The organism is Actinophytocola sediminis (assembly GCF_054779715.1).
In genome coordinates, this window is sequence record NZ_BAAGXS010000049.1 from 119,957 (window position 1) to 132,574 (window position 12,618).

The window sequence follows — 12,618 nt, forward strand, 5'->3', positions numbered from 1 at the left end:
CAACTCTACGTGCCCACGCACCCGGTTATTGCCGCACGTACAGGCGCAACGTCACATAGCCGGTGATCGCGGAGATACCTATCGAGGTGAGCAGCAGCCACGGGGTCACCAACAGGATGTCCAACCCGTCGATGGGACTCAGCACACCGGAGGCGAACACGCCGCCCAGAACCGTGTCGAGGAACCACAGCTTGAGGGCCACCAACAACCCGATGGCCAACACCGCGCCGACCAACCCGGCCACCACCGCCTCCAGGAGGAAGGGCAGCTGGGTATACCACCGCGTCGCGCCCACCAGGCGCATGATGTTGACCTCGGTACGTCTGGTGAACGCCGAGACCTGCACGGTGTTGGAGATCAGCAGCAACGCCGCGATCGCCTGGAACAGCGCGACCGCGAAGGTCAGGTTCCGCACGCCGTTGAACGCGTCGAACAGCCGCTCCAGGAACTCGCTCTCGTCGACGATCGTGTCGACGCCGACGGTGCCCGCGTAGGTCTGGGTGATCACCTGGGGCCGGTCGGGGTCGACCAGCCGCAGGTTGAACGACGCGGGGAGGGCCTCCGGCCGCACCAGCTTGAGCATCTCGGGCTGGGCCTCGAAGAGCTCCTTGAACCGCACGAGAGCCTCGTCACGGTTGCGGAAGGTGACCGACTCGATCGCCGGGTCGGCCTCCAGCCGCTCCCGCAGGCCGGCACACGGCTCCGAGGAGCACTCCTTGTCGTTGGCGCTGATGTCCGCGGTGAGGTTGACGTTGACGTCGACCTCGCTCTGGTACACCGCCTGGGTGTTGTCGATCATTCGCACGAGCAGGAGACCGCCGCCGAGCAGGGCGAGCGAGATCATGGTCGTGAGGATCATCGCGACGGTCATCGTCACGTTGCGCCGGAGGCCGGTCAGGACCTCACTGAACACGAAACTTGCACGCATCGGGGGAAGCAGTCCTTGGGTTGAGCGGTCGGGGGTTCGGGGCCCTGGGGGCGGGGCCCTAGCGACCGACGCCGTAGACGCCACGCGCGTCGTCGCGGACGACCTGACCCAGGTCGAGCTCGACAACACGCCGACGCATCGAGTCGACGATCGAGTGGTCATGGGTGGCCATCAGCACCGTCGTGCCGGTGCGGTTGATCCGCTCCAGCAGCAGCATGATGTCCTGGCTGGTGTCCGGGTCCAGGTTTCCGGTCGGCTCGTCGGCCAGCAGCATCAGCGGCCGGTTCACGAACGCCCTGGCGATCGCCACCCGCTGCTGCTCACCGCCGGAGAGCTCGTGGGGCATGCGCGCCGCCTTGCCGTCCAGGCCGACCAGCTCCAGCACCTCGGGCACCACCTTGCGGATGGTGTTGCGGGGCTTGCCGATGACCTCGAGGGCGAACGCCACGTTCTCCGCGACCGTCTTGTTGTTCAGCAACCGGAAGTCCTGGAAGACGCAACCGATGGACTGACGCAGGCGGGGGACCCTGCGTCGGGCCATCCTGGCGACGTCGAAGTTCGCCACGTACACCCGGCCTCGGGTGGGCACCTCCTCGCGCAGCAACAGGCGCAGGAAGGTGGACTTACCGGACCCGGACGCGCCGATAAGGAAGACGAATTCACCCTTGTCAACGACGACGGACACTTCCTCCAACGCGGGGCGCGTGGAGGTCTTGTACACCTTGGAAACGTGCTCGAGCCGGATCACGAGGCGCGACTATACCTCCGCCCGTTATATACCTGTTGTGAAGGCGTGCTCTGGCGGTCAACGGCAGGTATCCAGCGGCCAGCGGTCAGCCGGCACGCTTGGTCCCGAATGTCGGGTTATGCCTGGGTACGCCGCCAGCGGATGCCCGCCTCGACGAACCCGTCGATCTCGCCGTCGAGCACGCTGCTCGGGTTGCCGACCTCGAACTCGGTCCGCAGGTCCTTGACCATCTGGTACGGGTGCAGCACGTAGGAGCGCATCTGGTTGCCCCAGCTGGAGCCGCCGTCGCCCTTGAGCGCGTCCATCTCGGCCCGCTCCTCGACGCGCTTGCGCTCGAGCAGCTTGGCCTGCAGGACGCGCATGGCCGCGGCCCGGTTCTGGATCTGTGACTTCTCGTTCTGGCAGGACACCACGATGCCGGTCGGCAGGTGGGTGATGCGGACCGCGGAGTCGGTGGTGTTCACGCTCTGGCCACCCGGTCCCGAGGAGCGGAACACGTCGATCCGGATGTCCTTCTCCGGGATGTCGACGTGGTCGACCGCCTCCACGAAGGGCAGCACCTCGACGCCGGCGAACGAGGTCTGCCGGCGGCCCTGGTTGTCGAACGGGGAGATGCGCACGAGCCGGTGGGTGCCCTGCTCGACCGAGAGCGTGCCGTAGGCGTAGGACGCCGAGACCCGGAAGGTGGCCGACTTGATGCCGGCCTCCTCGGCGTAGGAGGTGTCGTACACCTCGACCGGGTAGTCGTGCCGCTCCGCCCAGCGCAGGTACATGCGCATGAGCATCTCCGCCCAGTCGGCGGCGTCGACTCCGCCGGCCTCCGAGCGGATGGTGACCAGCGCGTCCCGCTCGTCGTACTCGCCGGACAGCAGCGTGCGGACCTCCAGCGAGGAGATCTCCTGGCGGAGCTTGGCGCGCTCGTCGTCGGCGTCGGCGGTGTCGTCGGCCGAGCCCTCCTCCTCGGCGAGCTCGTAGAGCACGCTGAGGTCGTCGAGGCGCGAACGCAGGTCCTGAACGCGACGCAGCTCACTCTGCTTGTGCGAGAGCAGGCTGGTCACCTTCTGCGCCGACTCCGGGTCGTCCCACAGGTCCGGCCGGGACGCCTGCTGCTCAAGATCGTCGATCTGCGAGCGCAGTGCGGCCAGGTCCAGCACCGCCTCGATACTGGCGAGGGTGTCGGACAGATCATTGAGGTCAGCTGCGACGTCCGGGTTCACGATTCAAGAGGCTACTCGGCGAAGCGTGAACCCGGCCGCCGACCATTCAGGACGTGGGGATCGAGTCCAGCAGTTTGAGCACGGCACGGGCCCGCGCGACGCCGAACTCGGCGACCGCTTTGGCATAGGGATCGTCCGCCGACTTCACCGCCGCCCTGGCCGCGTCCTGCTCCTCGGCGTAGACCTTCTTGGCCGACTCGATCAATCCGGAGCGCTGCCGCGCGGTCAACGCGTTCGCGTGGACCAGCCGCAGGATCAATGGGCTACGGAGATGATCCGGACCGGGTTCGCTGCCGAGCCAGTTCTTGAAAGCCTTCTTACCGGCGGCTGTCACCACGTACTGCTGGCTGGAACGGGGACCCTGCTTTCCGAGCCGGACCAGACCGGCATCGGCCAGCGCCGGGAGTTCGCGGTAGACCTGGCTGCGCGTAACACTGAAGAACGAGCCGAATCGGTCGCGAGCGGCCGAAACCAGCTGTCCACCGGTGGCCGGGCCTTCGTGCAGCAGACCCAGTAGGGCAGCGGCGGTTGCATTCAGTTCAGACACCTCTCCACCGTGCCACGAACACGCGTCGGTGTCCACAGTGGCCCGGGATCTGTCCACTGTGGCTGATCGCGACTTTTCGGGGCTGTTGAGCGGGTGTCTAGTCGAACAGTACGCCGGGATTCGCGATCCAGCGAGGGGCCGGCGAATTCTTAGCCGGGCGAAGGACATCGGAGGAAGAATCCGGTCGCTGACCGTCGTACCAGCGACGATGGTCCCACTCGATCGTGTGATGACCGGAGGTCAAGGCCGCAAAACGGGCCGGGATCGCGCTTGCCTCAACCCTGATCCCGTCCATCATGGCCACCTCTCGACCGCGATCAAGCCGCGCGATCACGGCGAAAAAAGGGCACTACTCCATCCGGGTAAACATGTGTCAGGGTGGTCCGCACGCGCCCTTGCGCGCCGCGGATCTCCGTTCCCGACGCCGAAACGCCCGTGCGGATGCACGCGCACCATGCCCGGGCAAGACAGTCGCGTATGTACGGCATTCGCCGCAATCCGACCGGTGTGCGCCCGCTGTCCTGTGTGGACGTGGGCCATGGACAACCCCGGTGATCTGCGACGATCTCCATCATCCCGGCCAAGTTCGGGGTCACCGGGTGGTCCGCCGACTCGAATACCGGGATCGGCGTCAGGCCTGAATAATTCACCTCGAACGCGCCTTCGGCACCGCCGGACAACCGGCCGGGCGAAGGATCTGCGCCGGATGCGGACAGGACACTGGTCCGCATGGTCCCACTGGGACTATCACGTTCAGCGCCTGAACGAATCGACGATGTGCCCGCGCGCCACAGCTGTGGCGCGGCGGCGACCGGGCCGCCGCCGCGCGAGCGGACCGGCCGCGCTCCCCGCCGAAGCGGATCGACGACCTCGGCGCGGGTGGGATCACCGGTCCTGCGCACATCGGGCGGCCGGCGGCACGAGCGCCCGCGATGGCGCCACACGGCCCGCCACCAGGCCATTCATCCGTAACGGGGGGTGCCGTTCAGGCACTTTCGAACGGCTGTATAGTTCTCCTTACAACACCGCGGGGTGGAGCAGCTCGGTAGCTCGCTGGGCTCATAACCCAGAGGTCGCAGGTTCGAATCCTGTCCCCGCTACTAGATAGGCGAACGCCCCCTCGAGATCCTCGAGGGGGCGTTTTCCTTGCGGCGACTCCGATGCTCACCTGGTCGACGGCGCTGCGTAACCAGCGTCACACTACTTGAATCCGGCCTTGGGCAGATCCGGTGTGGACGGTCTCAGCGCGGCCGGGCAGGATATCGGCGAGCCCTTACGCCGGACGGGTGTAAAGGGCTCGAACAAAAGCGTTACCTGGGCATCTGTGCCGCCTTATCGTTTGCCGGACCGCGCGACGCCCAGGGGCCTATCACTTAGGAACAGCCGGCTGAGACCACCCCCTTCTGCGGCGCTGCGAACATCGCACCTCAGAGGTTCGTTTCAACCTTGAGACGGCATCTTTGCTACTGTTCCGTCACAAACCAACGGGTGTGCACGAATGTTCGTGTGCGGCGGTCGTAGGGAGCAGCCGAATGGCTCAGAAGGTACTGGTTCAGCTCGTCGATGATCTTGATGGGACGAGTTCGCAGGACGTCACCACGGTCCTGTTCGGTCTTGATGGCGTCAGCTACGAGATCGATTTGACGGATGACAACGCCGAGCAGCTGCGGGAGAGCCTGGCGTCGTACGTCGATTCCGCGCGCCGAATTGGCGGTCGGATCAAGCGGGGCACCAAGCCCGCCACCGGCAGCAAGGCCGCCAGCGCCAACGAAGCGGGCCAGATCCGCGAATGGGCGCAGGAGAACGGTTTCGAGCTGGCCGGCCGGGGACGAATCCCCTCGCACGTCGTCGAGGCGTACAAGGCGGCCCAGGCCGAGGACAAGCCGAAGGTGAAGACCGCAGCGGCGGCCAAGTCCACCAGCAAGCGTCGTCCGAGGGCGAAGAAGGCCTGACGCGGCCAGACCGGCGGCTGACACGATCGTCCGCACCCTCGGCGGCCCACCGTGGCACCTCAGCCGCCCAGCTGAGTGTCCACAGTAGATGAACAGGCTCCCTGCCCGCTGTCGCCGCAGGGCGCGAGGACCTTTAAGTGAGAACGCCCCCTCGACAGTCGAGGGGGCGTTCTTCGTTTACCGGACCTTTCGCCAACCAAGGCCGGCAGGCCACACAGCAGAACGGCCCCTCGACGAATCGAGGGGCCGTTCTGCTGTGTGTCGCGGGTCAGCCGCCGCCTTCACCCGGCGGGGTCGACGGTGGCGTCGTCTCGCCGCCGCCACCGGCAGCGGCCTCCGCCGCCTCGTAGGCCCGTACCGCCTTGTCCAGGTCGGCCAGCGCCTGGCCCTCAGCGGCGAAGTCGCCGCTCGCCTTGGCGTCCTTCAGCTGGCCCAACGCGGCCGCCAGATCAGCCACCGCCTGCGCCAGCTCCGGTGTCTGGCCGGGATCCGCGTCCGGTGGCGGTGTGGTTGTCGGTGGATCTGTCCCCGGATCCTCCGCGTCCGGTGGTGTGGTCGCGTCGCCGCTGCCCTCACCGAAGACGTCGTCCAACGCCTGGTCGAGCGTCGGTTGGAACCCGACCTGCCCACCGAAGTACACCAGCACTCTTGCCAGTTGCGGGAAGGCGTTCTCGTCTCGCTGCTCGATATAGATCGGCTCGACGTACAACAACCCGTCGGCGACCGGTAGCGTCAGCAGGTTTCCATATCTGACGGTGACGCTGGGGTTCTGGAACAGGGTTCTGTTCTCAGTCACCTTGTCGGTGGTTCGGAACGCGTTCTGTACCTGGACCGGGCCCTGGGGTTGTTCCTCTGTCGGTAGTCGAAGCACCCTGAACTGCCCGTAGTCCGCTGGATCAGACGACACCGACACCCAGGCGGACAGGAATTGTCGGTTGAGCAACGTCATCGCGCTGGTGATCTGGAACGTCGGTTGCGTCTGCCCTGGCGCCTGTGCCAACACGTAGTACGGCGGCTGTTTCGGCGAGTTGGCGTTCGTGCTGTTCTCGCCGGTCGGGTCCGGGGGCGTGTCCCAGAAGGTCTGGGTCGAGTAGAACTGTCCTGCCTCGTCCACGTGGTACTGGGCGAGCAGCTCACGCTGCACCTTGAACAGATCCTCCGGGTACCGGAAGTGTTCGCGCAGGCTGTCGGCGATCGGTCCGTGCTTGACGGTGCCGGGGAACACGCTCTCCCACGCCTTGAGCACCGGATCCGTCTCGTCGATCGCGTGCAGGGTCACCGTGCCGTCGAACGCGTCGACGGTCGCCTTGACCGAGTTGCGGATGTAGCTGATCGTGCGGTTCTCCTGCTGGGCCACCCCGGCCCCGGTCAGCGCGTCCTGCGTGGCCTCGCCGAGCGGGGTGCGCTGCGCGTAGGGGTAGTTCTCCAGGGTGGTATAGCCGTCGATGATCCACTGGATGCGACCGTCCACCACGGCCGGGTACGGATCGCCGTCCACGGTCAGCCACGGCGCGACGTCACTCACCCGGTCTCGGGGATCACGGTTGTACATGATCTTCGAGTTCTCGTTGATGTCGCCGTTGAACAGGATGTTCCGCTCGCCGTACTGCGCGAAGAAGACGAACCTGTTGAACCAGCCGCCTACCGAGACGCCGCCCTTGCCGTCGTACTTGTAGTTCTGGTCGTTGGAGGTGTCGAACTCGCCTCTGGCGTTCACGATGGCGTAGTCGGTGGCCAGCTCGCCGTAGTAGATCCGCGGCTCCTCGACCGGAATGTCCATCTCGCGCTCTTGCTGGATGGCGTCCAGGTCGCTCACCGTGAAGATCGGATAGCCGCCCTCACCGCTGGTGTCGTCCTCCGACAACGCCCGGTTGATCTTGTTGGCCGGGGCGGCGACGAAACCGTTGCCGTGGGTGTAGACCAGGTGCCGGTTGATCCACGAGGTCTGGTTGTTGATCAGCCGGTTCGGGTCGAGCTCGCGCGCGGCGACCACGTAGTCCTGCACCTTGCCGTCGACCTCGTACCGGTCGACGTCCAGCTTCTCCGGGAAGCCGTAGAAGTTCTCGTTGCCCTCGCGCTGGGTGAACGTGCGGGACAGGATGCTCGGGTCGAGCAGCCGGATGTTGGGGATGGTGCCCTTGTCGTTGCGGATGTCGGCCGGATCCGCGTTGGTCTTGCCCGGATAGTCGATGTACTCGACTTTGTCGTCGGTCAACCCGAACGCTTCCTTGGTCGCGGTCAGGTTGCGTTCGATCGATTCGGCTTCCTTCTCCGCCGCGTTCGGCCGCACCGAGAACTGCTCGAGCACCGCGGGCCACGCCCAGCCGACCAGAATGCTGGACAGGATCAACAACACGATCGCGATCGCGGGTAGCTGCAGGTTGCGCACGAACGCACCGACGAAGAACGCCACCGCGCAGAACCCGGCGATGAACATCAGGATGAGCTTGGCCGGTAGCACCGCGTTCAGGTCGGTGTAGGTCGCGCCGGCGAACAGGTCGTTCCGGGTGGAGAACAGTAGTTCGTAGCGATCGAAGAAGTAGTCGACCGCGAGGACCACCACGAACACACCCGCGGTCACCGACAGCTGGACCCGCGCCGGCACCGAGAAATTGTCGCCCTTGGTGCCAAGCCGGATGCCGCCGAAGATGTAGTGGGTGACGATCGCGCCGATCAGCGAGATGATCACGGCCACGTACAGCCAGGTGATCAGCCAGGTGACGAACGGCAGCGTGAACGCGTAGAAGCCGATGTCCTTGCCGAACTCGGGGTCGACCTCGCCGAAGGCGGTGCCGTTGAGCATCAGCTGCACCGGCTGCCAGTCCGCCTGGCCGGTCGCGCCGGCGATCAGCCCGACGACCACCGGGATGCCGATGCCGAACAGGCGCACCCGCTGCACGATCGTCGAGCGGTACCTGGCCAGCGGGTCGTCCGCGCCGGACACCGGGACGAACACCGGCCGGCTGCGGTAGGCGATGGTCAGTGTCACCGCGAGCAGGCCGCCGACCAGCAGCGCGATCGCGAAGAACAGCACGATCCTGGTCAGCAGGATCGTGGAGAACACCGACCGGAACCCCACCTCGCCGAACCACAACCAGTCGACATAGGTGTCGAGCAGCCGGGCGCCGACCAGCAGCAGGAGGATGATCCCACCCGCGATACTGAGTAGTATTTTGGCGCGCCGGGACAACTTGGGCATCCCGATCGGGGGCCGTGTGGCCACGATGCACTCTCCTGGATCGCGTCTGCGGGCTCCGAACCGAGGGCAAGGAGCTGTCCTAGATGTCCAACTCTATTCGGGCCCCGTCAGGTTCCCACCTGGGTATGTCGTTTTCGTGAGGCGAGGATAGGTGAGGATGGTGGCCATGTCCGCCAGCCATGCCAAACACCTGTCCGCGCTCGCCCGTGAGGTCGAGCAGTTCGTCGCCACTGGCGGGTGGGACCAGCCACCTCAGCTGTTCGCGCTGGTGCCGACAGCCGAGCTGGTCGAGCGCACGCCGGAGCTGGTCGACCAGGTGGACCAGGAGGCGCCGCTGACCCCGGTGGCCCAGGACGCGCTGCCCAACGAGGACCTCGCCGAGGCGCTGGCCGGCATCATGTGGCCGGACACGGTGCACGGGTGCGCCCTGGCCCAGGAGATCGTGGTGCTGCCCCCGGAGGCCGAGGCGGCCCTGCCGACCGGCGACTCGACCGCCGAGTCCGCCGCCATGCGCCGCATCGCCGCCGAGCACCCCCGCCGCCGCGAGGCCCGGCTGGTCGCCGCGGTGCTGCGGGACGGCACGACCGCGTGCGTGATCCGGCTGCGCGCCGAGGGCCGGGCCCCCGAGAGCCGGGACACCGACGGCGACGAGCTCGTCGAGCACCCCGAACTGGCCCCGAACCTCACCGACGCCCTACTCACGACCCTGCGCTAGCTCCGGCGGCGCACCCCCGGCTGCCATGCCCTGAATGGGGCATTGGCGACGCTCAACGTCCCGAATGGGGCATTCATGGCAGTCGGCCCTGCGCTAGCAGCTCGGCGGGTTGCGGTCGGCTTCCAGGTCCTCCAGCGCCTCGACCGCCGAGGCCAGGGTGTCGATCTTCACCAGGCGTAACCCGTCCGGCGCGTTGGCCTTCGCCTCCGCGCAGTTGCCCGCCGGCACCAGGAACGTCTCCGCCCCCGCCTCCCGCGCGGCCACCAGCTTGAACGAGATCCCGCCGATCAGCCCGACGTTGCCCTTGACGTCGATCTCGCCGGTGCCCGCCACGGTCTGGCCGTTCTCCAACTCCCCCGGCGTGAGCTTGTCGACGATGGCCAGCGCGAAGATCAGCCCGGCCGACGGCCCGCCGACATCCTCGAGGTGGATCGTGGTCTCGAACTCCACGTCGGCGCGGTCGATCGGCAGCAGGCCGAGGAAGCCCTGCTCGCGGTTGTCCGAGCCGAAGTCCGCCGCCTTGCCCAGCGCGACCGTCTCGGTCTGTTCCGGCTGGTCCTCGTGCTGGAAGGTGATGGCGACCCGGTCACCCGGCTTGGTGTTGTTCAGCGCCTCGCGCACGTCCTCCTGCACGGTGATCCGCCGGCCGTTGACCGCGAGCAGCCGATCGCCCGGCTCGAGCACACTGTCCGCGGGCGCGTCCCGGGTGACCTCCTGCGCGACGACCTTCACCGGGTAGTCCAGGTACCGCAGGGCCGCCACCTCGGCGTCGCTCTGCGAGTCCTGGAACATCTTCGTGTTCTCCCGCTCCAGGTCCTGCTCGGTCTGGCCGGGGCCGAAGTACTCGTCGCGCGGCATCAGCGCGTACCGGCCGCTCACCCACATCCCGAGCGCGCCGAACAGGGTGATGTCGTCGCTGACCGAGACCGTGGTCATCCGCAGCTGGCCGCTGGTCCCGTAGGTCTTCTCCCCCTCGACCTGCACCACGACCTGCTCGTTCACCCGACCGAGCGTGTCGTAGGTCGGGCCGGGTCCGATCGACACGTACGGCACCCGCACCAGCCCGCCGACCAGCCCGAGCACCGCCGCGATCACGAAGCTCAGCACGATCGTCCAGCCGCGTCTGGTCAGCCGGGTGCCGGGGTTATGCTCGGGTTCTGCCGGAACCTGCTGAGTCGGTGCGTCACTCACGAGCAGCAAGAGTACGGCTTGTTCTCGATGAGCGAATCACCGCGCGTCACCGGCGCGGCGGTGCCGCGTACCGTGGACATTATGACCGAGTTTCCCTTCGGCTTCGGACCGCCGAACCCTGAGGACCGCGACAAGAAGGACTCGTCCGGCCAGGGCGGGCAGGAGAACCCGGCCGAGGCGTTCAACCAGCTCGGCCAGATGCTCAGCCAGCTCGGCCAGATGTTGAGCCAGACCGGCACGTCCAGCGGGCCGGTCAACTACGACCTGGCCAAGCAGATCGCCCTGCAGAAGCTCGCCGGCCAGCCCGGCTTCGGCCCACCGGCCGACTCGGTGAGCGCGGTGCGGGACGCGGTGCACCTGGCCGAGATGTGGCTGGACCCGGTGACGATCCTGCCGGCCGGGGCCACCAGCTCCCGCTCCTGGACCTCCCGCGACTGGGTCGAGCACACGTTGCCGACCTGGCAGCGGCTGTGCGACCCGGTCGCCAGGCGCGTGTCGGGCGCCTGGGTGGAGGCGCTGCCGGCCGAGGCCAAGCAGGCCGCGGGCCCGCTGCTGTCGATGGTCGGGCAGATGGGCGGCATGGCGTTCGGCTCGCAGCTGGGCAACGCGCTGGCCCAACTCGCCTCGGAGGTGCTGACCTCCACCGACATCGGCCTGCCGCTCGGCCCGCCGGCCACCGCGGCGCTGGTCCCGGGCAACATCGAGGAGTTCACCAAGGGCCTGGAGCGGCCGAGCAGCGAGGTGATGGTGTTCCTCGCCACCCGCGAGGCCGCCCACCAGCGACTGTTCGCGCACGTCCCGTGGCTGCGGCAGCGGCTGTTGGCCACCGTCGAGGAGTTCGCCAGCGGCATCCGGGTGGACACCTCCGCGCTGGAGCAGCTGGCCACCCAGGTCGACCCGAGCAACCCGCAGTCCATCGAGGACGCCATGCGCTCGGGCATGCTCGAGCCGCAGACCACCCCCGAGCAGCAGGCGGCGCTGACCCGGTTGGAGACGCTGTTGGCCCTGGTGGAGGGCTGGGTCGACGTGGTCGTCGGCGACGCGGTGACCGATCGGCTGCCCGGTGCCGACGCCATGCGGGAGACGCTGCGCCGCCGCCGGGCAAGCGGTGGGCCGGCGGAGCAGACCTTCGCCACGCTGGTCGGCCTCGAGCTGCGCCCCCGCAGGCTGCGGGCGGCGGCCGCGCTGTGGCGGCTGGTCGGCGACCGGCACGGCCTCGAGGTGCGGGACGGCATCTGGGCCCACCCCGACCTGGTGCCGACGGCCGAGGACCTGGACGAGCCGATGGACTTCGCCGACCGGCTGGGCAACCTGACCATCGACGACGACCCCATCGCCGCCATCAGGCGCACCGAGCAGGCCGAGCGGGACAGCAGGAACGAGAGCGCCGACGAGCCGACGGACGAGAACAAGGACACCGACGGCGACGAGCGGTAGCGGCCGGTAGCTGAGGTTGGCCAACCTCAGCTCCCGACCCACTCAGTCCTCGCCGGTGATCCCCCAGCCGGCCGCGGCGGACAGGCCTTCGAGGTAGCCGATCGCCCGGTCGGTCTTCGGATAGTCGCGCACCAGGCCCCAGAACCGCGCGTTGTGCGCGGGTACCAGCAGGTGGGCGAGTTCGTGCACCAGTACGTAGTCCAACACCCATGGCGGCACCTCGCGCAGGTGCTCGCTGACGCGGATGGACCGGTCGGAGGGTGTGCAGGAGGCCCACCGGGTGCGCATCGGGGCGACCCAGCGCACGCTGGCGGGCTCCGCCCGGCCGTTGAGATGTCGTGCGGACAGCTCCTGACATCGGCGCAACAGGGTCGCGTCCGAGGTCTTGGCCGGGGGACGACGCTTGGTATCGCCACGTAACAGCTTGCGCTGCATCTCAGCTACCCAGTGCGCTTCCTCCGCCTTCGACAACCGGGCGGGGATCAGCACAACCAGCGAGTCGCCTTCGCGATACGCGGTGACGGTGCGGGTGCGACGTTTGCTTCGGCGCACCTCGACGCGGGGTTCGGACACGGTAGCCACGTTACGACCAAGCACCGACATCGCGGGAGGACGAGTTCCACACAAAAGGAAGCCACCTGGGCGACCTGTGGATAACGATTTCGTCGCCACCCCCGGCCACGG

10 protein-coding genes and 1 tRNA gene are annotated in these 12,618 nt (G+C 67.6%); 4 read left to right on the plus strand and 7 right to left on the minus strand.

All coding sequences use genetic code 11. From position 1 onward, the window contains the following. Window positions 1–25 precede the first annotated feature (25 nt). The 4 genes from ftsX to ACYVIP_RS27855 form a co-directional block, all read right to left on the minus strand. Window positions 26–928 carry a permease-like cell division protein FtsX gene (ftsX, locus tag ACYVIP_RS27840; RefSeq protein WP_460401529.1) on the minus strand — a complete coding sequence of 301 codons (903 nt, stop codon included), beginning with the start codon at window positions 926–928 and terminating at the stop codon, window positions 26–28. Between the two features lie 58 nt (window positions 929–986). Next, on the minus strand, window positions 987–1,676 hold the full coding sequence (ftsE, locus tag ACYVIP_RS27845) for a cell division ATP-binding protein FtsE (RefSeq protein ID WP_460401531.1): 690 nt from the start codon (window positions 1,674–1,676) through the stop codon (window positions 987–989). A 116-nt stretch (window positions 1,677–1,792) separates the two neighbouring features. Continuing rightward, window positions 1,793–2,893, minus strand: coding sequence for a peptide chain release factor 2 (gene prfB / locus ACYVIP_RS27850; RefSeq protein ID WP_460401533.1), 1,101 nt, complete (start codon window positions 2,891–2,893; stop codon window positions 1,793–1,795). A gap of 46 nt (window positions 2,894–2,939) precedes the next feature. Further along, on the minus strand, window positions 2,940–3,440 hold the full coding sequence (locus ACYVIP_RS27855; RefSeq protein WP_460401535.1) for a PadR family transcriptional regulator: 501 nt from the start codon (window positions 3,438–3,440) through the stop codon (window positions 2,940–2,942). Between the two features lie 1,026 nt (window positions 3,441–4,466). On the opposite strand from ACYVIP_RS27855, the gene ACYVIP_RS27860 reads away from it, so the two are divergent. Beyond that, window positions 4,467–4,540, plus strand: a tRNA-Met gene (locus ACYVIP_RS27860). Between the two features lie 432 nt (window positions 4,541–4,972). Beyond that, window positions 4,973–5,392: a histone-like nucleoid-structuring protein Lsr2 gene (locus ACYVIP_RS27865; protein WP_460401537.1), complete on the plus strand. Its 420-nt coding sequence runs from the start codon at window positions 4,973–4,975 to the stop codon at window positions 5,390–5,392. A gap of 268 nt (window positions 5,393–5,660) precedes the next feature. Here the strand turns inward: ACYVIP_RS27865 and ACYVIP_RS27870 are convergent, their stop codons facing one another. Next, a complete protein-coding gene (locus tag ACYVIP_RS27870) occupies window positions 5,661–8,615 on the minus strand; it encodes a UPF0182 family protein (protein ID WP_460401539.1) in 2,955 nt (984 codons plus the stop codon). A gap of 142 nt (window positions 8,616–8,757) precedes the next feature. On the opposite strand from ACYVIP_RS27870, the gene ACYVIP_RS27875 reads away from it, so the two are divergent. Next, window positions 8,758–9,306, plus strand: a complete 549-nt coding sequence (locus tag ACYVIP_RS27875; protein WP_460401541.1) for a PPA1309 family protein — start codon at window positions 8,758–8,760, stop codon at window positions 9,304–9,306. 93 nt (window positions 9,307–9,399) lie between these two features. Here ACYVIP_RS27875 and ACYVIP_RS27880 read toward each other — a convergent pair whose 3' ends face one another. After that, on the minus strand, window positions 9,400–10,497 hold the full coding sequence (locus ACYVIP_RS27880; RefSeq protein WP_460401543.1) for a YlbL family protein: 1,098 nt from the start codon (window positions 10,495–10,497) through the stop codon (window positions 9,400–9,402). A gap of 81 nt (window positions 10,498–10,578) precedes the next feature. Between ACYVIP_RS27880 and ACYVIP_RS27885 the strand changes: the two genes are divergently transcribed. Continuing rightward, complete coding sequence (locus ACYVIP_RS27885) at window positions 10,579–11,934, plus strand: zinc-dependent metalloprotease (RefSeq protein ID WP_460401545.1); 1,356 nt, start codon at window positions 10,579–10,581, stop codon at window positions 11,932–11,934. A gap of 42 nt (window positions 11,935–11,976) precedes the next feature. Here the strand turns inward: ACYVIP_RS27885 and ACYVIP_RS27890 are convergent, their stop codons facing one another. Next, complete coding sequence (locus ACYVIP_RS27890; RefSeq protein WP_460401547.1) at window positions 11,977–12,537, minus strand: M48 metallopeptidase family protein; 561 nt, start codon at window positions 12,535–12,537, stop codon at window positions 11,977–11,979. Window positions 12,538–12,618: the final 81 nt, after the last annotated feature.